Genomic DNA, 26,415 nt, shown 5'->3' on the forward strand with positions numbered 1-26,415 from the left:
TATGACCTAAAATGAAAAGCAACTAAACCATCATTAGAAAGGAATAATATAGAATAGATAGGGAGTGGGAAAGAACTCGACTAGTTAAAAACATACTAAGATTAGTAGTGAGGAAATCTCCGACGGGAGAAAGTACTCACTACTTTTTCTTTATGATAAAGTAGAGGTGTCTTGTTAAGTCGAGAACTCTTTTGACGCTAGACGTCGCATCAAAAACTGGCAAGGCACCTGTTTTAGAAAGAATGTTATCAAAGTATGTGGGACGCCAGACGTCGAGTATTGAAAATGACATCACTAAAACAAGGAATCATTCAAGACAAAGAGGTAATATCATGCGAGTAGTATTTGGGATTGACGTGAGTAAGGTAAGTTCAGAAGTAGCCATTCTAGTCAACGGCGAGAAGGTTCATAACTACACCATGTCCAATGATGCCATTGGCTTTTCTCGGCTACTTGGCGATTTGAAAACCGTCCACAAGCCAGAAATCATCTTTGAAGCAACAGGCGTCTATTCTCGTCGTCTTCAAGCTTTTCTGGATGAACATAGCTACGCTTATACACGACTCAATCCCTTAGAAGCCAAGAAGCAACTGGATAGCTTGCGTGTGAGAAAAACAGATCAAATTGACGCCGAAAAACTAGCTCAATCTCAGTTTGTACTGAATCGTAAATCGACGTATGTCCAAGAAGAAGTCTACCAAAACTTGCGGGATCTCAGTCGATTCTATCAGAACTTAACTGAGGACATCGTTCGAGCTAAAAACCGCCTGCACAAGGTCTTACAGGTCACTTTCCTGAATTGGAAACTATCTTGTCAACACCAACTGGGGAACAATACTGGAACTTAGTTATAGCTTTTCCTTGCAAGGACTTCGTGCTTGAGTTAAGCAAGGATGAACTCTCAAAGAGCATCCGTCTGTCCACTTCAAAACGGATTTCTGACAAGCGTGTGGCTTACTTAGTTGAGAAGCTGACAGCACTAGCTAATCAATCTTATTGTGCCGTTAAGAAAACCTCTCCGATCATGGAAGAGGTGCGTTACTATGCAAAAGAATTGCTTAGACTTTCTGAACAGAGACAAACTGTCTTAGACGAAATGGTGGAACTAGCTCAGCCATTACCAGAATATGAGATTCTGCTTTCTATTCCTGGTATCGCTGAGACGACTGCAACAAGTATTATTGGCGAACTGGGAGATATTCGCCGTTTTCAGTCTGCCAATCAAATCAATGCCTTTATCGGTATTGACCTAAGACACTATGAATCTGGAAGCTTCCTCGCTAAGGAGCACATTACCAAGCGTGGCAATCCCTACGCTAGAAAGATTCTGTTCAAGTGCATTCACAATATCGCTTCAGCTAGTCACACTAATCCTTGCCATATCGCAGACTTTTATGAGAAACGAAAAAGACAATCGCAAACGACTTCAACCAAGCCACACACGATTGCCTCCATACATCGACTCATTCGGACAATGTATTACCTCATTATGCATAACAAACTTTACGATTACGCTTCAACCCAAAATCGATAAAACTGTTTATGCTCTATCATTGTAACACCTTATCAAAAAATTTCAACATAAGGTGTTGGTTTTGTATACACTTTTTTCACTAAACTTTAGTCCAAAAGAAAACAATTTCCTTATTTTGACTATTGAACTCAAAATATTTTTCGTCAAATACCTTGATGGACTTGACAAATGGTAGAAAAAGAGTTCGTCAACAAGTCTTTATTTCTAGTTGTTGAGCTGAAACAGTCTATCCCCAGACTGTTTCACTCCCACCCCCGCACAGCTCAAACTGTCTGGGAGACAATTTGAGCTTGGAGATGAAGCGAACTCTGTTCGCATCAGTCGTATAGGTCAGAGATTTGGAGTGTGAAACACGAATTGCTGAGATTTGCTTCGCAAATCTTATCTCCAACCTTTAACAGTCCACTGGACTGTTAAACCCAATCAACCACTGCGCTGAGATGTTGACACGAACTCTGAGAAGCGAGGCTGGACTTTCTGCCCAGACTCATCCAAAAAGCTGTAGAAGACAGTTAAAGATTGAAAATAGAGCGAACGGAGTTCGCACCATTCGTTAGGTCTAGTTTGGAGCGTAAAACTTGAACTATCGAGGATTGTTTCACAATCCCTGTTTCCCACCTTTCACAGTTCCCCGAACCTTTTGAACAATCAACCCCTGCGCTAATGTAATTTTGTTAATCAAAGAACTAGAGGTTGGACTTTATGCCCAACCTCCTCTTTCAAATTAAGTTCAATTACTGACCTTCTGTGGCCAGTGTTTCTGATGCTGGAACCTCTGCTGTAGGAGCTGTAGGTGCAACTTCCTCTGGGGCTGGTTCAGCCGGCGGTGCTACAGAAGGCTCCACAGGAACCTCTACAACCGCTGGTACTTCATAATATTCCTCTACCACTACTTCTGGTGAAGGAGCCGGTTCAGCCTGGCTTGGTTCGGTTTGATTGTCTACCACCTGGTCTTTCTGGTGCTCCTCAACATATTTGCGGGTTTCTTCTGCCCGAATCTTTTCAGCCTTTAATTTTGCCTGTGTTTCTGCTTCTTTCTGCTTAGTAATCGCTTGCTTGACCGTATCGATTCGCTTCTGAAGGCTCTCTTTTGCAGTCGTAGCCTGTAACTTATCCACAGCAGCCTGGGCAGCTTTCAAGTCAGCCTCACTGGAAGAATTTTCCAATTTTTTCACAGCTTTTTCAGCCGAAGAGAGACTGGTATCAACCGTTTCAGACTGCTCAGCCCTAGTCTCTTTTGTTGCAGTTGAGCCATTGAACCAAATTGCCAATAAACTAATGGATAAAATCAACACGATACCTGCAATCATGCCAATTTCATCCAAGGATAATTTTTCATCTTTTTGATTCATTTTCGTTTCCTCATACTAACATTCTACACTCGTAATGAAAAATCTACTTATTTTGCGGTCTTCACCTTGCCATCCCAGCCATTCAAACCATAGCTCAAGATATAGATGTCATTAAACCCTTGCTTTTTCAAATAAAGAGCTGCTGGGGTAACCAATTGACCACGGTCATTTTCATAAATCAAAACAGGCTTGTCCTTGCGAAGGGCATTAGTACTTTGCTTGAGCTGCTGGTAGGGAATATTCCGCGCACCCAAAATGTGCTTGCGGTTATACTCGCCTGGCTCGCGCAGGTCAATCAGCTGACCACCATGGATTTTCTGCGCAAATTCCGCATTGTCAATGACCTGGGCTGCACGGCGCAATCTCCAATAATTAAAGCCCATCCAGGCACCCAATAGGGCTACAAATAATAAAAGTGTCCACAAGGTTTCCATCTACTTCTCCTTCAATCTCTGGTACTCTAATTCCAAACGATGTTCCCGGCGTAAAACCAACTCAGCCTCCATGTATTCCAGCCTATCCAGAACTCCAGCCTGGTAAACCCGATTGAGCTCAATCTGCATCATTTCAATATCATACAAACGATTTCCCATATACACAATGATACCAAAACGTTTGAGTAACTGCTGCACATCGTAAAGTCGTTTCATAAGAAAATTCTAGCAAAATATAGGGATATTTTCAATAGAGAAATGAAGGTTAAAGCAAAATTCGACTAGAAAAAGACCTGCCGAGTGCAAGCCTTTTCCTGTGAATAGAGGTTCTAGCTATATATAGCCCTTTTCCTGGGCAATTTTGACAGCAGCCGTTCGATTGTCAGCGCCTAACTTAGACAAAATGACCGTCATATAATTTCGCACCGTCCCATCCGAGAAATGGAGTTGACCAGCAATCTCTTTATTGGACAGACCTTCTGCCACTAGACCCAGGACCTGTACTTCTTGTGAGGTCAAGGGATTGGACTGGGTAAATAAAATATCCATTAACTCTGGCGAGTACTCCTTCCGCCCCGCCAAGACCGTCTCAATGGTCCGCATAAGGTCTGCGATGGAGCGTTCCTTGAGTACGTAGGCATCCACATCAGCCTTGACCGCCCGCTCGAAATAGCCTGGTCGCTTGAAGGTGGTCATGATGACAACTTTGACAGGCAGGGCTTGCTCCCGCACCCATTCCAAGACATCTAGGCCTGTCTTTTCAGGCATTTCTATATCTAGTATCACCACATCTACTGGCTCTTTTTCCAAAAGAGCAATGGCCTGACTGCCATTTTCTGCCTGTAAAACAGCCTCAACCGCATCTTGAAAAACCAAGAGCTGACAGAGGGCGTCCCGCAGCATGGCCTGGTCTTCTGCGACTAAGATTCTCATTCTACCACCTCCTCAAACGGAATTCGGATGGACAGACGGGTGGGCTTGGCCAGAGAAAGAAATTCCAAACTTCCTTTCACCGTTACCAACCTGTCCTTTATAGTATGTAATTCCTGACCAGTTAACTGGGTAAAGCCCACACCGTTGTCTTCGTAGTGCAAGACCAATTCTTGCTGGTCTTTTTCAAACATCAAGCGGCACTTGCTAGCCTGGCTGTGCTTGAGTAGGTTATTGGCCAACTCTCTCAGCACCATAGCCAGCTTGTTCTGGACGGGCAAGCTGAGCTGCTCTGCTATTTCCCCGCCCAAGACGACCAAATCCACTCCTGCCAAGTCTAACATCTGCTGCAAAATCTGGAGTTCCTCTGTCACTGTGTGCTGCTTGAGGGACTGGACAATCTGGCGGACCTCCTGCATGGAGTCCTTGGCCAAGGTCTGAAGGTCTGCCACCTCCTTCTTGGCCTGGTCAATCTGGTCGTGGTCTAAAAGTGTCTGGACCAGCTCAGCCTTGACAGACAGCATTGCAAAGACATGACCCAGCGTATCGTGCAAGTCCTGACCGATACGGTTGCGCTCATTCTCAGCCAGCAGGAGATTGATGGACGCATTTTGCTCCTGAATCCGTTGCTGAAGGGCTTCCCGCTTGGTCTCAATCCAGCTGAAAATCAGCAAGGCCAAGCCGAAAAAGTGGATAACAAGTGCAAAGGCTCTCATCTCAAAAGGAACTGGACCAAACAGAGCCCAAAGAATAATAGCCAGCAACAAGATCCCATAGGACACCGTCCGATAGGTCGGTCGATTCTCTTTATAATACCAGCCCAGCATATTGGACAGGTTAAAGATGAAGAGGGAAAATTGCAGATTGCCCCAAAAGCTCATGACGGCGATATAGCCAATCAGGTAAAACCAAGCCAGCATGGAATAGAGCTTGTGGTCGGTGTAAAAGAGGGAACAATAGACCACGGCAAAGAGAATGGTCGCTAGGACAACTGCCGTCGGATTGGGACTATACTGGGCATAGTAAAAGGGAAAATAGAGAAAGACCATGCCCACGAAGAACATGAGTGGTACCTTTCTTTTTTCAAATATCATCTGTCACCTCACTGCTGCTCCGATTTTCTATTCAGTATCAGAGCAATTCCTAAGAAAATTATCGCATAGCCTAGGACAATTAGCAAGGATTTCCAGAGAAAATCTCCCTCTTGGGCATAGGTGGTCACCAGCTGGTTGACATGGTAACTAGGCATAAGTTTACAAATCCGCTGCACCCAATCTGGAAAGAGGGAAACGGGCATCCAAGAGCCTCCCATGATAGCCAGAACAAAGTAGAGTAAGTTTGCCACCACCGACATGGCCTGTTCAGACTGGATTTGCACCAAAAGCAAGCCGGTAGCTAAAAATACGATAGAGGTTACAAGGAGTATGAGTGCGGACACGACCCATTCCTGAGCTGACAAGTCTACTCCCTTGACCAAGCCACCCACCGCAAAAACAATGGCAATAGAAGACACAAAGCAGAGCAAGACCCGCACCAGTTTGGACAGGTAGTAATGCCAGATTGGCAGGGGCGAATGCTGGATAAAGGTCAACCAGTTATTTTTCCTGTCCTCTGCCAGCATCATGGGAAAGGTGAAGAGGGCAAAGCCCGACATGGAAAATCCTGTCATAGTCAGCATATAGGACTGGATAAAGGCCTTTTGCATGGCTGCATCGTCAAACTGGACCGTTGATGAAAAGATCAGGAAAAAGATGACGGGCATACCGATAGACAGGAGAAATACTCCCAAACTTCTGGATAATTTTACCGCCTCTACTTGAACTAATGCTTTCATGATTCTTCCTCCCTCGTCTTGTCAAATAGGCTGTTGAGCAGGGTCTTATTCTGCACTTCCAGGTCTGAAATCCGACAGCCTGCCTCCTGCAAACTAGCCCAAACCTGCTCAATAGCTCGGGTCTTGAAGCTGACCGTGTCTTGTTTATAGCTGATTTCATTGATTTCAACCAAGCTCTCCACCGCCGCCGCAAAGGCAATCGGCAGAGTCACTTCTTTTTCTTGCTCCTCACTCCGCATAGCAAATGGTGTGGTATCTCGTAGTAACCGCCCCTGGTGCAAGACCAAAATCCGCTCCGCCGTATGCTCCACTTCCTCGATATAGTGGCTGGTATAAAAAATAGTCACACCCTGATCCTTAAGCTCATGGACAATCTCCCAAAAACGCTGGCGGGTCGAAGTATCCATACCCGCCGTCGGCTCGTCCAAGAAAAGCAACTTGGGCTTGCCTATCAGGCAGATGACAAAGGCCAAGAGCCGCTTCTGACCACCCGATAGCTTGCCGGCTAGTTGATTTTTTTGCTCTGGGGAAAAGCAGAGCAGACTGTCGATTTCCACATCTGTCAGACTATCCTTGTAGATGGCTTGGAAAAAGCGGAGCAATTCCTTAACCTTTAGGTCTGTCGGAATGGCATTTTCTTGTGGTAAGACTGCCACCTTTTCCTTATTAGACTGAGCCTGTGGAGCCAGACCGTCCAACAAAACCTGGCCGTTCGTCGCCTTCCTATCCCCCAACAAACAGGACATGAGCGTGGTTTTTCCAGCACCATTTGGCCCAATCAAAGCCACACAATCACCGCTTGCTACCTCAAAGGAAATGTCAGACAAGATTGTCCGCCCCTTGATGAGTTTATCTACATTCTCTGCCCGAATCATAACTAGTCTCCTTTCTCTTTGTCTCTATTTTATATCTTTCTAAACCTCAAGGATAGAATGGCTTGTCACCTGCTAAGATGACAAATGTCATCATTGGTATCGAGTAGGGACTAATTTCTAGTCCCTCTCACACCACCGTGCGTGCCGTTCGGCACACGGCGGTTCAACTAACTTTTAACGCATGTCGTTTTAGATAATAATCTAGGCAAGAAACCAGTCCACGTTTAGCGAGGACTGGTTTTGATATGGCACGTTTCAGTACAGACCTCTGAGCCACTAATTGATAATGGTCTCCCCAGCCAGATACTTTATCCGCTATCCACTTCGGTACTCCTAATTTGAGAAGTCCCCATAATCGCCTAGATTTCTTCTTCCATTGTTTCCAGATAATAACTCTTATTCGAGTTCTTAGTCGTTCATCAATGCTTTCCATGACTGATTTCATGTTCGTCATAGAAAAGTAGTTTATCCAACCTCGGATGACCCAGTTTAGTCGCTCAATTCGGCTGTCTAAGTCAATACTCCACTTACGGGCCGTTAGTTTCTTGAGTTTTCTCTTGAAACTCTGTACGCTATCCTGATGCGGACGACTTTTCCAGCCCTCAGATGATTTCCAGAACCCAAATCCTAGGTACTTTAATTTGCTCGGTCTCACAATCTTGGTCTTGGTCATGTTGACTTTCAAACCTAATCGTTTTTCAATATAACGACTAATTGAATGCATCACACGTTTAGCCGCCGCCTCACTACCAACTGTGATGACGCAGTCATCTGCGTAGCGAACGAAGCGAAGTCCACGATTTTCCAACTCTTTATCTAGCTCATTAAGCATGATATTGGACAGGAGCGGTGATAGGTTTCCTCCTGTGGAGTTCCAACTAGTGTTTTATACCGTTGTCCGTTGATGACTACACCGGAATGAAGGTACTTACGAATTAAAGATTCTGTATCTCCATCTTGGATAATGTTATGAACAAGCGACATCAGTCTATCTTGAGGAACGGTATCAAAGAACTTCTCCAGGTCTATGTCTACTATCCACTCATAACCGTCATTAAGGTATTCTAATAACTGGATAATAGCTTGTTCGCATGACCGATTGGGTCTGAATCCGTAACTCCTCTCAGAGAAATAGGGCTCACAAATAGGACTAATGACTTGGACAATAGCTTGTTGTATCATTCTATCCATGACCGTTGGGATACCTAACTGACGGTCTCCGCCGTTAGGTTTGGGAATTTCAACTCGTAAGACTGGCTGAGGTTTGTACTTCCTCTGCTTTATGAGTTCTTTAGTTGAACGCCAGTGTTTGCGGAGATAGTCATCTATTTCGTCAATAGTTACGCCGTCAATTCCTGCTGAACCTTTATTGGCTCTAACTTGATTGTAGGCTTCAAGCATATTGGACCGAGATAGGATATTATCTAGTAACTGTGACATGTGCGTATTCCTTTCTTGTTTCGGTGTCTGAGGGACGTCTTATATTGGTGAACTTTCCTCTAGTCAATACGTGACCGCACCCAGTTCTATCAGACCGCTAGTTTTACAGACACAAGTGAAGTAGGTATACTTCGGTTAATTGTTCAGCCCTTCGCTCCACCTCTATTACAGAAGTTTCATCGCTACTATGGCCTCGGCTGACTTCTCATGATTCGTTGTTACTACGTCTTTGACGCTCATGAGACCTCACGGGATAAGTCGTACATCTTTCCTCGTTTACTCTCGTGATTTACGTCTATAGGTTACGACTACCTTTTTGGACTTTAGAGTTGTATGCCCCCTCATCCCCTATATACGCCTTGTTATCACGTTTCTGTTCGTAGAGCCACGATTTCGCTATCCCTTCCTCTCCCCGCTACCTCACGATAGTCAGGCTTGGGAGTCGCTTTGGGGTTCACCGGTAGCGGGTGTCCACGGAGGACTTTCACCTCAGATGTACGACATGCCCGTCGTACAGACAAAAAGGCTGGACACAAGGTCCAACCTGTCATGTTTATAGTTGTAAAATCAGTTTAAATCCCTGGTGCTTGTCCCAATTCTGCCTGCAGCATCTAAATATGCTTATCAAGGCTGGCCTTGGCAACGTTGAAAATATCATTGGTCACGCTGTCGCCTTCTTCGTCGCTAATGTCAAAACCTTCCTGGAAGAGGGTAGCCAATGTACGAAACACTTCTACCACACGCGCTAACTGCTGTTCCAAGGTCAAGCTGTAGCTTCCCGGAACTTCCTTGAGCTGACTATTTTCACTAAACTCTGTAAGGGTAGAAAATGGTGCCCCACCTAAGGTGATTAAACGCTCACTCATCTCATCTAGGTAACCATCCAACTCATCCATGTATTCATCCATTTTTGGATGCCAAATCATAAATCCGGCACCACGCATGTACCAATGAACCTGATGCAAGATAGAATGAGCCACTGACAGGTCTGCGACAGCCTGATTGAGAACAGCCTTGGTATCCTGATAGTTCAGAGATTTCCCCAGAGACAGACTAGGAGCTTCAGCTGATGGCTTCAATATTTCTTTTTTCATAAAAGGAACCTTCTTTCTTTTATTTATATTTATTATAATGTTATTTTAATAAATGTGCAACTAATTACCATCTAGTGAGAAGTCCATTTTTAGACAAGCAAAGCGCTTGCAAAATGAGGATATTTAAGGTATTCTATAGATAGTCAACACATGGGAATTTCTCCCATCACTCCCTATAACATCTATTGGAGGTTCATATGTCAGAAGAAAAATTCGGTGCTAAATTAGATCAATTGACTGGTTCTGTCAAAGAGGGCTTGGGCAAATTGACAGGTAATAAAGAGCTTGAAGCGGAAGGTCTTGTTGAAAAAGGGCTCGGCAAAGCTAAAGAGTTGGTCGAAGATGCCAAGGGCTTTGTAGAAGATGCTAAAGACGGCCTCGAAGGTGCTGTCAACGGTATCAAAAACGCCTTTGACAAGGACGAAAAATAAACATGCTAAGGTAACTTCGGTTGCCTTTTCTTGTGAAGTGAAAGGAAAATCATGAAAAAAATTGCATTTGTCTGTCTTGGAAATATCTGTCGCAGTCCCATGGCTGAATTTATCATGAAAGACTTGACCGACGACTACCACATCGAAAGCCGTGCCACATCAGGTTGGGAACACGGCAATCCTATCTATCCGGGAACCCAGAAGATTTTCAAAAAATACCAGATTCCCTACAGTAGTAGCAAGACATCTCAGCAGATTTCAGCAGCGGATTTTGAGGAATTTGACTATATCATCGGCATGGACAGCAATAATGTCCGTGACTTAAAAAAGATGGCTCCTCCTTCTGCCCAAGATAAAATCTACCAATTTGCCGATAGATCCGTTCCCGACCCCTGGTACACAGGGGATTTCGAGGAAACCTATCAAATGGTCAGCCAGGGCTGCAAGGATTGGTTGGAACGGCTAAAATAAGCAGAGGAATTACGTAACATTTTTGTAATATATGAGAAAAAATGGTAAAATAGTAGGCGAATCTATTCTAGTAAGGGACAAGACATGAAAAGCATGCATTATTCGCTTCCAGAAGATTGGAAGGCCTTCCTCACAAGGCAAAATATCGAACGGTTGACACTCCTATTTATCCTGATCTGCCTGATTTCCGTCTTTATCGGACGCATTCCCAGCCAACGAACCTTGACCCTAGATGACGGTAAAATCAAGTATAGCGGCACCGTCTTGGCCAATAAAATGGACGGTAAGGGCAAGCTGACCTTTGAAAATGGAGATACCTATGAAGGACAGTTTAAAAATGGCAGTTTCAATGGTCAGGGAACCTTCACTTCAAAGGATGGTTGGAGCTATTCAGGACGATTTGTCAATGGCCTGGCTGATGGAAAAGGTAAGCTAACAACCAAGGCAAAATCAGTCTACGAAGGAACGTTTAAGCAGGGGATTTATCAACATGAGGATTAAATGGTTTTCAACAATTCGAGTGCTAGGACTGGTAATGGTCCTGCTCTATCATTTTTACATCAAATACTTCTCTGGAGGCTTTGTCGGAGTTGACCTCTTCTTCACCCTATCCGGCTATCTGACGACTGCCCTGATTATTGACCAATTTCATGCCGACAAGGAGTTCGATTTCAAGGCCTTTCTAAAACGGCGCTTGTACCGTATTTTCCCACCTTTGGTCCTGCTGGTTCTGACCGTCACACCCCTAGCTCTCCTAATTCGTAATGATTTTACAGCCAATATCGGACGGCAAATCACAGCTGCTCTGGGCTTTATGACCAACATCTATGAAATTTTGGCCGGTGGTGGATACGAAAATCAATTTACCCCCCATCTCTTTGTTCACACCTGGACCCTTGCAATTGAAGTCCAATTCTACATCATCTGGGGGCTAGCCCTCTGGTGGATAACGCGGCAAGCCAGGTCTGTAGGACAACTTAGAGGAACTATTTTCCTCAGTTCAGGCCTCCTATTTGTCCTTAGCTTCTTTGGAATGTTTATTTCTAGCTTCTTTGTCACAAGCTATTCTAGGATTTACTTCTCTACCCTAGCTCACTCCTTCCCCTTCTTTCTGGGTAGCCTGCTTGCGACCATCGTAGGCATCAAGCACACTACTACCGGTTTCCAGAAAATGGTGCAACAATGGGATTTACGGAAGACCCTATTGGTTTTCTCAGGTGGTCTGGGCTTAGAAGCCCTCCTCCTCTTCTTCCTACGGTTTGATTCTATTTTCACCTATCTTTTCGGTTTCTTCCTCTCAAGTCTGGCAACCTGTGCCATGATTCTTGCGGCTAGAATCTTACACGAAAAGACAGCAAACGTGAAGGAGCCGGCAGCTATCCAGTTTCTGGCGGATATTTCCTACGGTATCTATCTTTTCCACTGGCCCCTTTACATTATCTTCAATCAACTGATTTCCAACCACCTTCTGACCCTTGGACTGACCTTGCTTGTGACACTGCTGATGGCTAGCCTATCCTACTATGTGCTAGAGCCTTACATTGCAGGCAGGACGGGAAAACTCTTTGGTCTGGAAATTGATTTAGTTCCCTATACCAAATGGTTGACTATAACGTTCGGTGTTCTCAGCTTGCTTACCTTGGGCATTAGTTTGTTTGTTCCAAAACTCGGTGATTTAGACCATTCGCTTATGGTGGAAAGCCTCAAGCAGGCAGATACCCGCATGACACAGACCAAAAACTTTGCCGAAAAGGGAAAAGCCAGCCGTTTTGATATCACAGACGGAGTGACCATTATCGGGGATTCTGTGACACTTCGAGCAAGCGAGCACCTACAAGCAGCCCTGCCTGATGCTATGATTGATGCGGAGAAGAGCCGGAATACCATCCAGGCTAACGAAATCCTGCAGACCAATATTGACAATGGAACACTCTTGAAAAATGTTGTGGTAGCAACCGGTGCCAATGTGGTCACCAATTACCAGGAAGAGCTGAAGAAAATGGTTGATATCCTGCCGAATGGTTACCGCTTGATTCTAGTGACCCCCTACGATGGTAACTCTGCTACGTACGATGACCCAATAGCTGAAAAACATGCGCGTTACATTCGTCAATTAGCCAAGGATTATGACTTTATCACCGTGGCTGATTGGAATGCCGTTGCCAAGCAAAATCCTCAGATTTGGGCCGGCACAGATAATATTCATTTTGGTAGCGAACCAAGCACCATCAATGAAGGTGGACAACTCTTTGCCCAAACGGTTCAAGAAGCTCTAAAAGAAGCAGAAAACGGACCGATTAAGAATAAATAAGACCATTGTTGAAAGCAAATAAGCGAGGCAGGAGCCTCGCTTATTATTTTTGTTTACTCTGAAAACGCCATTCGAAGCGTTTTTGATCATAGAAAGGATAGAGGACTGACAGCAGAAAGCCTGCTAACAGCCAACCACCGATAATGTCTGTTGGAAAATGAACGCCGATGTAAATCCTTGAAATCGCAACTAGAGCCGCTAAAATGAGCAGACCAGCTTGAAGCAAGAGCTTTAGTGCTCCCTTCTTCATTCGTTGCTGGATAATGATAACCACCGCTCCTGCAATCATCATGGTCGAGGCCGTGTGCCAGCTAGGATAGGAATAACCAATCGTATCGATTAACCATTCAATACTAGGGCGCGGCCGTTGGTAGACATATTTCAGGGCTGTTGATGCCACCCCCATAACCGCAAAACTAGCAAGAATCAAGTAAGCCTCCATCTTCCACTTTTTATAGAAATAGAAGAAAGCTACAAGGAGCAAGGAAATAGTCAGAATAATCACTGTATTTCCAAGAACAGTAATCGAGGTCCAAAACTGGCTGGCAGTGCTAGGTAGATTGCCACGGACAAGTGTCTGAATTGTCGTGTCAAAGCCTGCGACTACCTCTGGATAAAATTTGACCGTATAGCCTAGAATAACAAAGGCCAGGGCCAAAAAAGATGCGTTTCGTAAATGTGTTTGTTTATTTTTCATGTATTTAGTTTACCATAGAATGGTTAAACTTTCTTTAAAATTGGCTGAGCTGACTTGTAACATACATAGAAAGCCAGCGACAGAACGATTCCCTGCAAGAGGTTGAAGGGAAGGACCATGGCAAAGAGATAGTTGCCAAGTCCTAGAATTTGTTTGATATCGAAGCCTGCAAAGGTCGCATAGACTGGCACAGCATAAACATAGTTCATGACCAGCATGACCAAGGTCGATGCAATAGTTGCCACAGCTGCTGTTTTCACATAATTTTTCACTGTCTGGTCTTTTTTCCAAATATAGGCCACAGCTAGAATGAAGACTGACATAGCTGCAATATTCATTGGCAGACCAATAATGGTCGATGCACCTTGGTTGTTCAAAATCAACTTGAGCAAGGTCCGGATGAAAAGAATCGCAAAGCTTGATTTCAGATCCAGCATCAAGAGACCAAAGAGAATGGGTACGATTGAAAAGTCCACTTCCAGGAAATTAGCTGTTGGAATCAGCGGAAATTTCAAGTACATGAGCAGAAAAGATACTGCTGAGAGAATGGCGATGATCGTCATTTTGCGTGTGTTTGTCATAAAGGTTCCTCCAATTTTTGAAAATTGAAGAAGGCCAAAAGAGCAGGCCGAGGCCAACTACTTCGTCTTCTCCCATCCAGACTGTACTGTCGGTTGTGGAATTGCACCACATCAACTTGCGCTCGCAGACTTATTTACTAGATAATTTCTTGTTTGACACTTATCTAAGGTGGTGGGGACGTCAGCAAACCTTCGGTCTCATGACTTATTTTCGAGCCTAAGGTCTCGAAAATCCCCTGTCATCCTATTCAAAAATAGGATGACTTTCACCACGGCGACAAGCGTCGGACTTGCGACCGTCGGTCGCTCCTGCTGCCGCCCCCAAAGAAAAATTTTCAAAATAGAGAAACTATCTTAATAAAATCACTGCCGGTCGGGAATTTCACCCTGCCCTGAAGACTATTTAATGATACCAAAAAAGCCTTGCTTCTGCAAGACTTTGGTAATGATGTCACATTATTTGAGTTTGTCCCCTTCATAGGTATGGACCAGGTCAAGGCCTGCAAATTCCTGCTGACGCAGGGCTTCATAGACAATCATGCAGACTGTATTGGATACATTGAGGCTACGGACATGCTCATCGTTCATGGGAATGCGGATAGCCTTTTCTGGATGCTGGCGCATGAATTCTTCTGGCAGGCCCTTGTCCTCACGTCCAAAAAGAAAATAATGGATTCCCTCCTGATAGGACTGGTTGGAATAGGTCTTATCAGCGAATTTTGACACCAGATGTACCTGGCCATGCTGGCTGGCGTAGGTCATAAATTCATCTAAATTTTCATAAAAACGGACGTCCAGCTTGTCCCAGTAATCAAGACCAGCTCGTTTCATCTTGCTATCATCAATAGGGAAGCCCATGGGCTTTATAATGTGTAGAGGACTGTTGGTCGCAGCACAGGTCCGGGCGATATTGCCCGTATTCTGGGGAATTTGTGGCTCAAACAGAACGACATGGTTTTTAGCTGTTTCTTCTTTGTAGTGCAATTCTTCGATATTCATTATCTTTCATCTCATTTCAAGTAAAAAAAATGCCACACTGCCCGGAGTCAAGCTCAGCAAACAGCATGGTGAATGATGATTCATTCACTTAACTCACAACAGGTTTGAGTTAAATCAATGAAATCGTGTTACTATTATACCGCTCAGTTGATGCCTCTGTCAAGGATTTATTCCCAAAAATCACCATTTTTCGCCATTTTTTTACACCTTTTCATACTTTATTTCTTCTCAGGCTAAAATGGTCAGGTACTGGATCTTCACCACCTTCCACAAAGGGATGACAGCGCCCAATACGGGCCAGGCCCATCAAGAATCCCTTTGAGCCGTGCTTCTGCAAGGCCACAATCATATAGGCCGAGCAGGTAGGTCGATAACGGCAAGACGGTGGAAAGAGGGGCGAGATAAATCGTTGGTACAGCCGGACCAGGCCGATGATGAGCCTGGTCATTTCTTCTTAGCTGGCTTGGTAACAGCCATGGTATGGAGCTTGCTGATGTCCTTCTTATTGAGCTTACGGTACTCACCTGGACGCAGACCTGTCAAGTCTAGATTACCAAAACGAGTCCGAGACAGCTTGTCCACCTGTAGACCAACCGCTTCAAACATCTTCTTAACCTGGTGATTGCGCCCCTCATGGATAGTCAATTCGACCACCGAACGGTTCTTGACAGGGTCCACCTCGATAATCTCATAGACAGCTGGCTTGGTTTTCTTACCGTCAATGACCACTCCACGGGTCAAGGGACGAAGAACGTCCTTATTGGCAACCCCCTTGACACGCGCCAGATAGACCTTATCAATCTCATTGCGCGGGTGAATCATCTCGTCTGTGAAATCTCCATCGTTGGTCAAAATCAGGACACCTGATGTATCCCAGTCCAGACGACCCACTGGATAAATCCGTTCCTTGACCGTAGGCAAAAGGTCTACGACCGTCTTTCTACCCTTGTCGTCCGATACGCTGGAAATCACTCCACGAGGCTTATTGAGCAGGTAATAGACCTTCTCTTCATTGTAAATAGGCTGGCCTTCTACCTCAACCCTGTCACCAGACTTGATGACAGTTCCTAATTCACGCACCACCTGACCATTGACAGTCACCAGTCCCTGCTTGATCAATTCCTCAGCCTTGCGTCGGCTGGCAATGCCTGCGTGGGCAATATATTTGTTAATTCTCATCTTCTAACTCATTTCTTTCTAGGAAAAGCTCTGTTTCCTCATCTTTCAGGTCCAAATCTGATACATCCGGCAATTGGTCCAGGCTGTTAATCCCCATGTAGTCCAAAAAATAATCAGTGGTCACATAGAGATTTGGCCGGCCCAACACCTCCTTCTTGCCATTTTCCCGAATCAAATCAAAAGCCTGGAGCTTACTAATAGCACCGCTGGAATTGACCCCACGTATGTCATCCACCTCTATCCGTGTAATGGGCTGCTTGTAAGCAACAATAGACAGGGTTTCCAAGAGGGCCCGGGACATGGTCTGGTTTATCGGTGTCTTGGCATAAATCCGCAAGAGCTCGGCAAATTCCTTCTTGGTTACCAGCTTGTAGCGGTTGGATGATTCCAAGAGTGCCAGACCAGAATCCTTATCCGCCATGTACTTTTCAGATAATTTCTCCAACTGCTGGATGAGGGCGGTCGGCTGCATGTCCAGCATCTCCGCTAGATTACGCAAGGTCAGGCCTTCCTCACCTGCCACAAATAGCAGGACTTCTATTTCAGCTAATCGGCTCATGCTCCCTCCTTACTAGGTAAATGTCCCCAAAAGCCTCCGTTTGTTCAAAGCTAATCTCATGGACCTTGACCAACTCCAAAGTGGCCAGGAAAATGGTGATAACCTCATTGATATCCTGACTATCCTTAAAGAGCTGGCGCAACTCCAGACGCGAACCAGCCTTAAAGTGACTACGGACCAGGTCCATCATGTCCTCAATCTTGTACTCATCTCTGGCAATGGTCGTATGCGATTGGCGCAGGCTGGCCTGCTTTTCAGCCATGACTTTGGAAAAAGCCAGGAACAAATCGACAACAGTCTTGTCCTGGACTAGTTGCACATCTTCGTAGACCAGCTCTTCCTTGGGCTTGGAGAAACTCTTGGCCCGCTCATCATGCTGCTCCCCCAGCTTCTCGCTGAGAAGTTTGAATTTGCGGTACTCTTCCAATTGGTCCAAGAGCTCCAGCTCTGGGTCATCTTCTGGGTCTGTCTGCTCCACTACCTTGGGCAGGAGCCTCCGACTCTTGATGACCACCAACTGACTGGCCATGAGCATGTATTCACCTGCCACTTCCAGCCGCATGGCCTGCAAGGTGGCAATATAGGTTAGATACTGCTCAATGACCTCTGTAATCGGCACCTGGTAGATGTCCATCTGGTACTTGGACACCAGGTGGAGCAAGAGGTCCAGAGGTCCTTCAAAATCTTTTAGTTTAATATCCATTACTTGTATTTTTCCAAACTCATGCTTGATTTCAAGCCCAATTGTTTGACCAGCTGGTCCAGAGACTTGCCTTGCTTGATTTGCCCCAGAATATACTGTTCTCTCAATTTCTGGGCGGTCCAATCTGACCGACCAATGGAGCTAACAAATTCAGTCAAGCGATTAAAGAACCACTGGCGGGAATAGGGTTGCCCTTTTTTGTCAAAAAGATAGACACCGGTCAAGCGATTTTCTAGGTAGGGCAGGATTTCTTTAGGAATATCCAGGACCCGCTTGGTCTGACCCTTCTGGACAGTCAACACCTGAAAATCTAGGTTGAGGTCATCCACAGTCAGCTCTGCTATTTCACTAGGCGTCAGCCCTAAAAAGCCAATCAAAAGAGCAATGGTCTGCCCATCAAGAAAGGCTGTCTCCATCCATAAGGGGGACAAATCTTCCACCTGTGGTCGCTGCTTGATAGAGGCAAGGCTGGTCAGGGCCTTGAGCTTATAAAATCGCTCCAGCTGCCCCTCCTCGTAGAGAAAATAGAGGAACTGATTGACTGCTGACAACTTGCGCTTCTGGGCAGCAGGCTTCAGAGTCAAGAGCGTCTGCTGGTAGGTTAAGATCGTCTGCTGGTTGACCTGGCCCTGGGTCACCTCCATGAATTGCTGTAGGTCATAGGTGTAGGACTTTTGACTGTTGCTGCTTATGGACTTGCTCCTGATAAATGCTGCAATCCAATCTTTCATTTTTTTGCCTCTTTAGACGGCAGGGGAAAGTTGTGGAGCAGGGCATTGATGGCCTTGAGAATGGATTTCCGAGTAATAATCCCCTTGAACTCCCCATTTTCACCCAGGACAGGAAGGAAGGACTGGTCTACCAATTTTCGCATGACTTCTGTCAAGTCGTAATCTTGACCAACTGTCTCCTCATCCGTCTTTGCAATCAGGGAAATATCGCTATTAAGCTCATCATCGCTCAAGCCATTTTCAGCCTGGTAACGATTGATTTCCGTCAGGCCAATGGTGCCGAAAAACTGTCCTTCTTCGGTCACAACAGGTACCCGTGAATAGGACATGTGGCTGAGCAGGAGCTTGGCATGGTCGATATTATGGCTATCAATAATGACCGCCAGCTTATTAGCTGGAGTCAAAAAAGTCTCTTCTTGAGCCAGCAAAAATGCTTCAAATTCGCGTGCAATCATCGTGGAATGTCCTTTGTTAGTGGCTGATAAATCTGGTGCTGACGATTGTAATGTTCAACATGGAAGTGACTATCTGTAATGGTCACCAGGGCATAGAGGCACTCTCTGACCAAGCCCCGTGGCTGACTGACTGATCCAGGATTGAGAAAGAGGGTCTTGCCCCGCAGCTCTGCATCGGGCACATGGAGATGCCCGTAGAGACAGATATCCGCCTCCACTTCTTGGGCCCAATAATCCAACCGCTGCCAGCCATAATTTATGCCATATAGATGGCCGTGGGTCTGGGCAATGGTCACATCCTCCAACTGGGTAATCAGCCTATCTGGATAGCCACCAAAGTAGTCACAGTTGCCATTGACAACGTACATTCCCTCCCAAAGCTGGTCTTGGCTGTCTAGCTCCGAATCTCCATTGTGAAAGATTGCATCAACCTTGCCAAGGTAACGGTTCTTAATTTCCTCTACAATCTTACGGTCTCCATGAGAATCACTCATGACTAGGATTGTCTTGCTTGCTCCTGCCATACTGGAAATGCCTCCAACAATTTTTCTAAGGCTTGCGCCCGGTGGGAAATCTTATTCTTCTCTTCTATACTAAGTTCAGCCGACGTCTTGCCAGTCTCACCGACCAAAAAGAGCGGATCGTAGCCAAAGCCATTTTCTCCCTTGGGTTCTGTGCCAATATAGCCTGCCCAATCTGCCTCAACCACCAGGCTTTCCCGACCCGGTGCTGCCATGACCAAGGTGCAATGGAACTGGGCCGAGCGGTCCTTGGTCTCAAAAACCATGGCTAATTCGTGGAGCAACTTGGCATTGTTACGGCTGTCTGTCGCCTCTGGACCTGAAAAACGAGCTGACCAAACTCCTGGTAAACCTCCGAGGACATCTACCTTGAGACCCGAATCATCTGCCAGGACCATCTTGCCTGTCAGCTCTGCAATGGTTTCCGCCTTGATCCGGGCATTCTCCTCAAAAGTGGTCCCCGTCTCAGCCAAATCTGGCAGGTCAGGATAGTTGTTGAGATTCTCGACCTGATAGCCCAATTTCTCAAAGAACTTACGAAATTCCTTGGTCTTGCCTTCATTTTTAGTAGCAATCAGAATGCTGTCTCCAAGACCGGCCAAGCCTTGCTCCTGACCAAAGAAAGCCTCTGTGGACACCCCTTCCTTGGGCAAGTAAACCAGGTGCAGTTTTTCGCCTTCGGTCACCAGCACAGCTCCCTGGTGCTGGATAGCCTTGAATTGGCGGTTATTGAGGTCATTTAAGACATCGAGAGCAAACTGGATGAGTTTGAAATCCGAATGCAATCGAATAATCTCAATCTGGACGCACTGGTTGTAGTCATCTTCATATTTCGAGGCAATAAGTTGATCGAAAGCATGCCCCAATTGATATATTTCCTGCTCTCTTCCAGTCTCACCAAAGCTCCCAAATAGATTGGCAAAGCTCGCCTTGCCAATAAACCAATTCTGCTCGTCCCTGTATTCGTAAATCTTTTCTGTCATAGTTCTACATGCTCCACTTGAATATCAATGCCCAACCAGCTTTCTGCGATATCCTTAAAAGCCTCTGGGCTGGCTGTTGTATAAAATCGATGTTGAAGATTGGCCTCCGTCCGACTGCGATTGAGCTGGAAATAATTGAGCAAAACGGAGATATCCCGCGCTGTTTCTGCCCCAGAGTCAATCAGTTTTACATCCTGCCCCATGGCATTTTGAATGATAGCCCGCAGGAGGGGATAGTGGGTGCAGCCCAGCACCAGGGTATCCACCCTCCCCATAAGGGGCTTGAGGGTTTCGTAGACCACCTTCTTGGCCAGGCTAGACTGGTGGCTATTGGACTCCACCAGAGGGACAAAGCGTGGGCATGCCAAGCTTTCAACCTGAGTTCCCGGCGACAGGGCCTGAATTTTTTCCCGGTAAATATCTGACTGGATAGTCATAGCTGTGCCCAACACTCCCACCTTGCCAGACTGGGTCGCCTTGATAGCAGCCGATGCCCCTGGCAAAATCACACCTAAAACTGGAATATCCAACTTTTCCTTAACCTCTTCCCAGGCAACAGCCGTCGCTGTATTGCAGGCGAAAACAATCATTTTAACATTCTTGGTCAAGAGAAAATTGACCAGCTGCCAGGTATACTCTCTGATTTGTTGAGCTGGCCTTGGGCCGTAAGGGGCCCTGGCCGAATCTCCGATATAGACGACTTCTTCGTGGGGTAGTTGACGCATGAGTTCACGAACCACCGTCAGACCACCCACACCTGAATCTAAAAATCCGATTGGTCGATTATCCATATAGTTTCCTAGGACTTTCTCCAAACAAAAGGACTTGGGAATGAATCCCCAGCCCCAGTGCTTGCTTATTTTTTCTTGTTAGTTGCTACTTTTTGTTGGCTCTTGATTTGGCGCAATACCTGCTGAACCTTAGCCTCGCTTGGTTTTTGACCCATTTGGCTCATCATCAAACGAAGAGCATTTTCATCCAAAATAGGCTTGTCCGCAATCATTTTTTCAACCTGTTTGCGTGATAGGTAAATACCGAGAGCAACCCCACCAGCAAGTGCTAAGACAACCAATAAAATTACAATTCCAATGTTTACTAACATAATGTGTCAATCTCCTGACTTTTCTTTATACATTTCTACTTAGCGAGAACCTGTCTCAACTGACACTATTATACCAAATTAAGACTGTTTTTCCAAGACTTACCTGTCAAATTCGAAACCGTACAAGGTCGCAAAGTAGTCTTCTGGCGTTTCAGCCCGTCGAATCATACGCGCTCCGCCATTTTCCTCCAAGAGAATCTCCGCTGAACGCAGGCGTCCGTTGTAGTTATAGCCCATGGAGAAACCGTGAGCACCCGTATCATAGATGACCAGGGTGTCCCCCACTTCTGCGCGTGGCAATTCACGATTGACTGCGAATTTATCGTTGTTTTCGCAGAGAGAGCCCGCCACATCCACTACTTCAATCGGAGCGTCTGGTCGACTGATATTGGTGATATGGTGGTAGGCACCATAGAAGGCTGGACGCATTAGGTTGGCTGCTGAGGCATCCACACCAACATAAGTCCGATAGGTTTCCTTGCGGTGGAGAACCTTGGTAATCAGATGCCCATGTGGCGCCAGCATAAAGCGTCCTAGCTCCGTAAAGATTTTCACATGTCCCATGCCAGCAGGCGTAAGAATTTCTTCGTAAACCTTGCGAACACCCTCGCCAATCACGGCAATATCATTTGGCTCCTGGTCTGGACGGTAATTGACCCCAATACCACCTGAAAGGTTGATAAAATCAAGTGTGACACCTGTCTCCTCACGGATTTCCAGGGCCAATTCGAAGAGCTGGCGCGCCAATTCTGGATAGTAGTCATTGGTCACAGTGTTGGAGGCCAAGAAGGCATGGATACCAAATTCCTTAACGCCCAATTCTTTCAAGTCCTTGTAACCCTGCATGAGCTGGGCCTTGGTCATGCCAAATTTGGACTCTTCTGGATGGTCCATGATGTCTGTACCAAGCGAGAAGATGCCACCCGGATTATAACGTAGGCAGACTGTCTCAGGAATACCGGCTACATTTTTCAAAAACTCGATATGCTCATAGGCGTCCAAGTTAATGGTCGCTCCAACTTCGCGTGCATAGACAAATTCTTGCGCCTGGGTATCATTGGAAGTAAACATAATGTCCGTAAAGCCCATTTTGGCACTCATCAGCACTTCCACATCCGTCGCACAATCCACACCGCAGCCCTCTTCTTGCAAAATTTTCAAGATAGCTGGTGTCGGTGTCGCCTTAACAGCAAAATATTCCTTAAAGCCTGGGTTCCAAGCAAAGGCAGCATTGAGCGCACGCGCTTTTTCACGAATCCCCTTCTCATCGTACAAGTGAAAAGGCGTTGGAAATTGGTCTGTAATCGTCGCAAGGGTTTCCTTATCAATAAATGGTATTTTGGTCATAACTCATTCTCCTCAATTTTCTAACCATTATAGCATAGAAAGGCATTTTCAGAAAATGAAAAACCCACTCGGAGAGTGGGAAGTCTTAATCTCGATTTAAGTTACCGAAAATGCGGAGCAAGTTCAGGAACAAGTTAATAAAGTCAAGATAGAGCTGCAGGGCCATAGAAACGACCCAGCCTTGACCGACATTTCCGCCTGTTTGCTCGAAAACAGTGCGGATGCGCTGATTATCATAGGCAATCAAACCTGAGAAAATCAAGACAGAGATGATAGACATAGCGAAGCTGATACCTGAGCTACGTAGAAAGATATTGACAACACTGGCAATAATCACTCCCCAGAGAGCTGCTCGAAGAGCCTGGGCCATGCCGGACAGATTTTTCTTGGTGGTCATCCCGATAATAGCCATGACCGCAAACATGAGGGCAGTTGATACAAAGGCCAGGGCCACTGTTTCACCTGTATAGGCCAACAGCACGACACTCAGGGTGAAACCATTTGTCACTGAATAGCCCAAAAACATAGGCAGAGCCAGCGGACTATTTTTAGCCGCCATAGCTGAGGCCGCAAAGACCAGGGCAATCTGGGCAATCATGATAATCATTATGAGCATGGAACCGCCACGCATGAGAGCGAATAAAGCGTCTCTGAAAACTGTCACTGTCAAAAACGACACCAAGGCCGACAAGCCAATTCCCATAGCGACAACGCCGTAAACTCTACCAAAGAAACGGTTGAGGGCGGTATTGTCCACCTGGTTGATAACTACTGAATCATTATTCATAGAAAACTCCTTTATTTATTGAAAACGTAGAATTTTGCGATGCTTCCACTTGTACTGCAAAGGCAGACTCCATTCGCGAACCGCCCAATACTTGTCCACGCAGGTGACAATCCAAGATTCCTTGTAGCGGGGAGGGGCAATGGTGGCACCGAACATGTGTTTGACGATAATATCCTCTTCGACCTTATTGAGCTTGGTCAATTTCTGGGCATTGCGCTTGGCAATCCTTGGGTGGACCCAGGCATGGCTCTTCTGAAATTTGGTATCCCGCCAGTCATAGAAAAACAAATCATGCAAGAGACCGCCTCTAGCTGTCGATTTGGAATCCCAGCCAAATTTTTTGGCAATTTTATAGCTGGTGTAGGACACATTGATGGAATGTTCCAGCCGTGTCGAATGGTAATGGTGGGGAATAGTACCCAATTTTTGCACCTTGGGCGTCGCAATCAGATGGCCCACATAGCGCATATACTCTTTATCTTTTTTGTAAGCTGTCAAATCTTGACCTCCTAGGACTATTATAGCATAATCTACCAAGATAGCCTTAAATAAAACTAAACATAAGAATACCGGCCGCTATGGCCACATTAAGACTTTCCGCCTGACCCGGCATGCTGATGTGGACCAGCTGGTCCGCCACTTCCTCCATGTAGGCTGAAATTCCTTGACCTTCATTGCCCATAACCATAGCAAAGCTAGGACCAGGTTGGAAGTCCTTATAGTCCACCGACTGGCTTGACAGGGTCGTTGCTAAGATTGGCAACCCTTGAGCCTGTAGGTATCTGACAAGCTCCTCCACAGGCAGACGATAGATCGGCAGATGAAAATGACTTCCCTGCATGGACCGCAGAACTTTAATATTGTAAATATCAGCCGACTTGTCCGTCAAAAAAATACCGTCAAAACCAGCCGCGTCTGCTGTCCGAATCATGGTGCCCACATTGCCTGGGTCCTGGACATCTTCCAAGACCAGGAATTTGCCGGTAAGACTTGTTGGCAAGTCTTGTCTAGGAAGGGCCAGCTGGGCAAGGACACCCTGGGGAGACTTGGAATCGGCCAGATCCCGCATGATGTCAGGTGTCACTAGACTAACATTGGGCAAACCAGCAACCCGCTCTGCGTATTCTTCCAAGACCAAGATATGCTCGAAAGTCTCACCAGCAGCACCAGCCTCTTCTAGCAGGTGCCAGCCCTCTATCAGATAGGAGGAGGTCCGGTATTTTTTCTGCTGCAATTTCTTGATTTGCTTGACCAGATTATTGGCCTTTGAGCGGATAATGTCCATAGCTGCTCCTTTTTATTTCTTATTGTCCATGATATAATAAAGTAAGTTACTTGTCAAAAAGGAGAACCCCATGAGAAAGGTCAAAATGATTGCCTCTGGTCGTGTCCAGGGAGTTGGTTTTCGTTGGTCAGTCCAGGCTCTGGCTCTGGAAATCGGTGACGTCTACGGCCGTGTCTGGAACAATGACGATGGAACAGTCACCATCCTGGCCCAGTCGGATCAAGCTGACAAGCTCAGCCATTTTATCCATGAAATACGAAAAGGACCTTCTCGTATGGCCAGGGTCAACTATCTGGATGTGAATTTGGCCAATTTCCCGGATATGACCGATTTTAAAGTCAATCATGGATAGGGCTTGAGAAGGATTTTTAAGGCTGGTAAGTGAAAGACTTGAGAATTTTGACCAAAACAAGTACAATAGAGACTATATTGTAAAAAAGGAAGTTTGAAATTGAAAAATAAACGATTCATCAAATTGTCAGGCTTGTCACTGGCAACTCTACTCTTCTTGTCGGGCTGTGTGCAGACAGATAAAAGTGGTAATCCGACCGGTTTCATCTGGAACTATCTGGGGCAACCAATGTCTTATCTCATCGAATACTTTGCTGAGAACCAGGCACTGGGCTATGGTTTGGCCATTATCATCGTGACCCTGATTGTCCGCTTGATTATCCTTCCACTAGGTATTTACCAATCTTATAAGGCAGCTATCCAGTCTGAAAAGATGAACTACCTCAAGCCAATTCTTGGTCCAATCCAGGAACGTATGAAGAATGCAAGTTCTCAGGAAGAACAGCTGGCTGCCCAACAAGAATACTTCGCTACGCAAAAACAGTACGGTGTGAGTATGTTGGGAGGCATGGGTTGTTTACCACTCCTGATTCAGATGCCTTTCTTCTCGGCTATCTACTTTGCGGCTCGCCACACTCCAGGTATTGCTGAGGCTAGTTTCCTCGGTATCGACCTGGGCAAATCCAGCCTGCTTTTAACAGCTATTGCAGGTGTACTCTACTATGGACAATCCCTCCTCATGCAGGTCGGTATGGATGAAGAACAGAAAAAGCAAATGAAAACCATGGCACTGATGAATCCGCTCATGATTGTGTTGTTCTCATTTGGCTCTCCTGCTGGTGTAACCCTTTACTGGGTAGTCGGTGGTCTGATTAGTCTTATCCAACAAGCCATCACCAACTTCATCCTCAAGCCACGCATTCGCAAGCAGGTAGAGGAAGAATTTAAGAACAAACCCTTGAAAGCTGCACCAGGAAAGGTCAAAGATGTGACCCCATCTGCATCAGCTATCATCGAAGAAAAAGCATCTAAAAAGAAAAACCGCAACGCTGGTAAACAACGTTCGAGATAGAAAGAAGACAACCATCTGAAGCAGGTGGTTGTTTTATTTGTGATTAGAAGTCAAAAGTTAAGGAAAAATCCTGAGTTTGTAGACAAAGTCTCTTTTCAGACTTTCCTGAGGTGATGTCGGACGGTAGTTAACTTTCTTGTTTCTAGGTTTACTCCTCAAACAGTCCCCCAGACTGTTTGAGCTACCTTCGGAATTCCATACCAGTATTTGAGCCTAAGGTCTTAAATACTCCGAATGCTTGAGACGACAACGTTTCACATTTTCATCACAGCGGAAAGTCCTGGCTTAGGGCTCGCTCCGCTCGCAAAATAAACTACATTTTCGTTTTTTCTTAGCAAAGCTACTCAGTTTATTTATCCAGAATACAGTTTGTCGACGTTCTGAAATACTGATTTTTTGCCCCAAAAATGCCCCTTA

General features: G+C 45.7%; 31 protein-coding genes and 2 pseudogenes. 7 read left to right on the forward strand and 26 right to left on the reverse strand.

Features of this window, described 5'->3' with window-relative positions; translation table 11 throughout:
* Nucleotides 1-332 precede the first annotated feature (332 nt).
* Nucleotides 333-1,534, forward strand: a pseudogene (locus AB1F57_RS09985) (IS110 family transposase).
* A 734-nt stretch (nucleotides 1,535-2,268) separates the two neighbouring features.
* Here the strand turns inward: AB1F57_RS09985 and AB1F57_RS09990 are convergent.
* The 9 genes and pseudogenes from AB1F57_RS09990 to AB1F57_RS10030 form a co-directional block, all read right to left on the reverse strand.
* Complete coding sequence (locus AB1F57_RS09990; RefSeq protein WP_167786382.1) at nucleotides 2,269-2,886, reverse strand: hypothetical protein; 618 nt, start codon at nucleotides 2,884-2,886, stop codon at nucleotides 2,269-2,271.
* Nucleotides 2,887-2,933: 47 nt separating this feature from the next.
* Entirely contained in the window at nucleotides 2,934-3,320 is a 387-nt protein-coding gene (locus tag AB1F57_RS09995; protein ID WP_105123528.1) for a rhodanese-like domain-containing protein, read from the reverse strand.
* A complete protein-coding gene (locus tag AB1F57_RS10000; protein WP_167786383.1) occupies nucleotides 3,321-3,536 on the reverse strand; it encodes a YqgQ family protein in 216 nt (71 codons plus the stop codon).
* Between the two features lie 117 nt (nucleotides 3,537-3,653).
* Nucleotides 3,654-4,253, reverse strand: a complete 600-nt coding sequence (locus AB1F57_RS10005; RefSeq protein WP_105136868.1) for a response regulator transcription factor — start codon at nucleotides 4,251-4,253, stop codon at nucleotides 3,654-3,656.
* Nucleotides 4,250-5,344, reverse strand: a complete 1,095-nt coding sequence (locus AB1F57_RS10010; RefSeq protein ID WP_167786385.1) for a sensor histidine kinase — start codon at nucleotides 5,342-5,344, stop codon at nucleotides 4,250-4,252. Before AB1F57_RS10010 ends, AB1F57_RS10005 begins: the two co-directional genes overlap by 4 nt.
* A gap of 8 nt (nucleotides 5,345-5,352) precedes the next feature.
* On the reverse strand, nucleotides 5,353-6,084 hold the full coding sequence (locus AB1F57_RS10015; RefSeq protein ID WP_367985701.1) for an ABC transporter permease: 732 nt from the start codon (nucleotides 6,082-6,084) through the stop codon (nucleotides 5,353-5,355).
* Complete coding sequence (locus tag AB1F57_RS10020; RefSeq protein ID WP_167786387.1) at nucleotides 6,081-6,959, reverse strand: ABC transporter ATP-binding protein; 879 nt, start codon at nucleotides 6,957-6,959, stop codon at nucleotides 6,081-6,083. Before AB1F57_RS10020 ends, AB1F57_RS10015 begins: the two co-directional genes overlap by 4 nt.
* Nucleotides 6,960-7,122: 163 nt before the next feature.
* Nucleotides 7,123-8,399: pseudogene (ltrA, locus tag AB1F57_RS10025) on the reverse strand (group II intron reverse transcriptase/maturase).
* Between the two features lie 611 nt (nucleotides 8,400-9,010).
* Nucleotides 9,011-9,493 (reverse strand): Dps family protein, encoded by a 483-nt coding sequence (locus AB1F57_RS10030; protein ID WP_167786388.1) that lies wholly within the window; start codon nucleotides 9,491-9,493, stop codon nucleotides 9,011-9,013.
* Nucleotides 9,494-9,690: 197 nt separating this feature from the next.
* Between AB1F57_RS10030 and AB1F57_RS10035 the strand changes: the two genes are divergently transcribed.
* From AB1F57_RS10035 to AB1F57_RS10050, 4 genes are all read left to right on the forward strand, one after another.
* Nucleotides 9,691-9,924, forward strand: a complete 234-nt coding sequence (locus tag AB1F57_RS10035; RefSeq protein ID WP_167786389.1) for a CsbD family protein — start codon at nucleotides 9,691-9,693, stop codon at nucleotides 9,922-9,924.
* A gap of 51 nt (nucleotides 9,925-9,975) precedes the next feature.
* Nucleotides 9,976-10,395 (forward strand): low molecular weight protein-tyrosine-phosphatase, encoded by a 420-nt coding sequence (locus AB1F57_RS10040; RefSeq protein WP_167786390.1) that lies wholly within the window; start codon nucleotides 9,976-9,978, stop codon nucleotides 10,393-10,395.
* A gap of 84 nt (nucleotides 10,396-10,479) precedes the next feature.
* On the forward strand, nucleotides 10,480-10,896 hold the full coding sequence (locus tag AB1F57_RS10045; protein ID WP_105136862.1) for a hypothetical protein: 417 nt from the start codon (nucleotides 10,480-10,482) through the stop codon (nucleotides 10,894-10,896).
* On the forward strand, nucleotides 10,886-12,706 hold the full coding sequence (locus AB1F57_RS10050) for an acyltransferase family protein (protein WP_367985702.1): 1,821 nt from the start codon (nucleotides 10,886-10,888) through the stop codon (nucleotides 12,704-12,706). Before AB1F57_RS10045 ends, AB1F57_RS10050 begins: the two co-directional genes overlap by 11 nt.
* 43 nt (nucleotides 12,707-12,749) lie before the next feature.
* On the opposite strand, the gene AB1F57_RS10055 is transcribed toward AB1F57_RS10050, so the two are convergent.
* The 17 genes from AB1F57_RS10055 to AB1F57_RS10135 all read right to left on the reverse strand — a co-directional run bounded on the left by AB1F57_RS10055 (nucleotide 12,750) and on the right by AB1F57_RS10135 (nucleotide 24,635).
* Complete coding sequence (locus tag AB1F57_RS10055; protein WP_105136860.1) at nucleotides 12,750-13,403, reverse strand: phosphatase PAP2 family protein; 654 nt, start codon at nucleotides 13,401-13,403, stop codon at nucleotides 12,750-12,752.
* Nucleotides 13,404-13,426: 23 nt separating this feature from the next.
* Nucleotides 13,427-13,984 (reverse strand): ECF transporter S component, encoded by a 558-nt coding sequence (locus tag AB1F57_RS10060; protein WP_105136859.1) that lies wholly within the window; start codon nucleotides 13,982-13,984, stop codon nucleotides 13,427-13,429.
* A 456-nt stretch (nucleotides 13,985-14,440) separates the two neighbouring features.
* On the reverse strand, nucleotides 14,441-14,983 hold the full coding sequence (locus AB1F57_RS10065; protein ID WP_105111932.1) for a tRNA (cytidine(34)-2'-O)-methyltransferase: 543 nt from the start codon (nucleotides 14,981-14,983) through the stop codon (nucleotides 14,441-14,443).
* A gap of 211 nt (nucleotides 14,984-15,194) precedes the next feature.
* Nucleotides 15,195-15,431, reverse strand: coding sequence for a membrane protein insertion efficiency factor YidD (gene yidD, locus AB1F57_RS10070; protein ID WP_105111931.1), 237 nt, complete (start codon nucleotides 15,429-15,431; stop codon nucleotides 15,195-15,197).
* A complete protein-coding gene (locus tag AB1F57_RS10075) occupies nucleotides 15,428-16,162 on the reverse strand; it encodes a pseudouridine synthase (RefSeq protein WP_105111930.1) in 735 nt (244 codons plus the stop codon). Before AB1F57_RS10075 ends, yidD begins: the two co-directional genes overlap by 4 nt.
* Nucleotides 16,152-16,721: an SMC-Scp complex subunit ScpB gene (scpB, locus tag AB1F57_RS10080; RefSeq protein WP_105111929.1), complete on the reverse strand. Its 570-nt coding sequence runs from the start codon at nucleotides 16,719-16,721 to the stop codon at nucleotides 16,152-16,154. Before scpB ends, AB1F57_RS10075 begins: the two co-directional genes overlap by 11 nt.
* Nucleotides 16,705-17,424 (reverse strand): segregation/condensation protein A, encoded by a 720-nt coding sequence (locus tag AB1F57_RS10085; protein WP_105160616.1) that lies wholly within the window; start codon nucleotides 17,422-17,424, stop codon nucleotides 16,705-16,707. The genes scpB and AB1F57_RS10085 overlap by 17 nt, the downstream gene beginning before the upstream one ends.
* Nucleotides 17,424-18,155, reverse strand: a complete 732-nt coding sequence (xerD, locus tag AB1F57_RS10090; RefSeq protein WP_167786319.1) for a site-specific tyrosine recombinase XerD — start codon at nucleotides 18,153-18,155, stop codon at nucleotides 17,424-17,426. The genes AB1F57_RS10085 and xerD overlap by 1 nt, the downstream gene beginning before the upstream one ends.
* Nucleotides 18,152-18,610: a cyclic-di-AMP-binding protein CbpB gene (gene cbpB / locus AB1F57_RS10095; RefSeq protein WP_105111926.1), complete on the reverse strand. Its 459-nt coding sequence runs from the start codon at nucleotides 18,608-18,610 to the stop codon at nucleotides 18,152-18,154. The genes xerD and cbpB overlap by 4 nt, the downstream gene beginning before the upstream one ends.
* Nucleotides 18,607-19,134, reverse strand: coding sequence for a metallophosphoesterase (locus AB1F57_RS10100; protein WP_105136853.1), 528 nt, complete (start codon nucleotides 19,132-19,134; stop codon nucleotides 18,607-18,609). The genes cbpB and AB1F57_RS10100 overlap by 4 nt, the downstream gene beginning before the upstream one ends.
* Nucleotides 19,107-20,114: a nucleoside-triphosphate diphosphatase gene (locus tag AB1F57_RS10105; protein ID WP_367985703.1), complete on the reverse strand. Its 1,008-nt coding sequence runs from the start codon at nucleotides 20,112-20,114 to the stop codon at nucleotides 19,107-19,109. Before AB1F57_RS10105 ends, AB1F57_RS10100 begins: the two co-directional genes overlap by 28 nt.
* Nucleotides 20,111-20,905 (reverse strand): glutamate racemase, encoded by a 795-nt coding sequence (gene racE / locus AB1F57_RS10110; protein WP_105136851.1) that lies wholly within the window; start codon nucleotides 20,903-20,905, stop codon nucleotides 20,111-20,113. Before racE ends, AB1F57_RS10105 begins: the two co-directional genes overlap by 4 nt.
* Nucleotides 20,906-20,970: 65 nt before the next feature.
* The gene (locus AB1F57_RS10115) at nucleotides 20,971-21,216 is read right to left on the reverse strand and encodes a YneF family protein (protein ID WP_105136850.1); all 246 of its coding nucleotides are present in this window, start codon (nucleotides 21,214-21,216) and stop codon (nucleotides 20,971-20,973) included.
* A gap of 99 nt (nucleotides 21,217-21,315) precedes the next feature.
* Nucleotides 21,316-22,563, reverse strand: coding sequence for a diaminopimelate decarboxylase (locus tag AB1F57_RS10120; protein ID WP_170238869.1), 1,248 nt, complete (start codon nucleotides 22,561-22,563; stop codon nucleotides 21,316-21,318).
* 85 nt (nucleotides 22,564-22,648) lie between these two features.
* Nucleotides 22,649-23,350 (reverse strand): Bax inhibitor-1/YccA family protein, encoded by a 702-nt coding sequence (locus tag AB1F57_RS10125; protein ID WP_170238870.1) that lies wholly within the window; start codon nucleotides 23,348-23,350, stop codon nucleotides 22,649-22,651.
* A gap of 15 nt (nucleotides 23,351-23,365) precedes the next feature.
* Nucleotides 23,366-23,848 (reverse strand): HD domain-containing protein, encoded by a 483-nt coding sequence (locus AB1F57_RS10130; RefSeq protein ID WP_105136847.1) that lies wholly within the window; start codon nucleotides 23,846-23,848, stop codon nucleotides 23,366-23,368.
* A gap of 46 nt (nucleotides 23,849-23,894) precedes the next feature.
* Nucleotides 23,895-24,635, reverse strand: a complete 741-nt coding sequence (locus AB1F57_RS10135; RefSeq protein ID WP_367985704.1) for a TrmH family RNA methyltransferase — start codon at nucleotides 24,633-24,635, stop codon at nucleotides 23,895-23,897.
* A gap of 70 nt (nucleotides 24,636-24,705) precedes the next feature.
* Here AB1F57_RS10135 and AB1F57_RS10140 point away from each other — a divergent pair, with 70 nt between their 5' ends.
* Nucleotides 24,706-24,987: an acylphosphatase gene (locus AB1F57_RS10140; RefSeq protein WP_105111918.1), complete on the forward strand. Its 282-nt coding sequence runs from the start codon at nucleotides 24,706-24,708 to the stop codon at nucleotides 24,985-24,987.
* Between the two features lie 99 nt (nucleotides 24,988-25,086).
* Nucleotides 25,087-25,998, forward strand: coding sequence for a membrane protein insertase YidC (gene yidC, locus AB1F57_RS10145; RefSeq protein ID WP_105136844.1), 912 nt, complete (start codon nucleotides 25,087-25,089; stop codon nucleotides 25,996-25,998).
* Nucleotides 25,999-26,415: the final 417 nt, after the last annotated feature.

The sequence above is a fragment of the Streptococcus nasisuis genome (assembly GCF_040836615.1).
In the GTDB taxonomy this organism is placed as follows: Bacteria; Bacillota; Bacilli; order Lactobacillales; family Streptococcaceae; genus Streptococcus; species Streptococcus suis_V.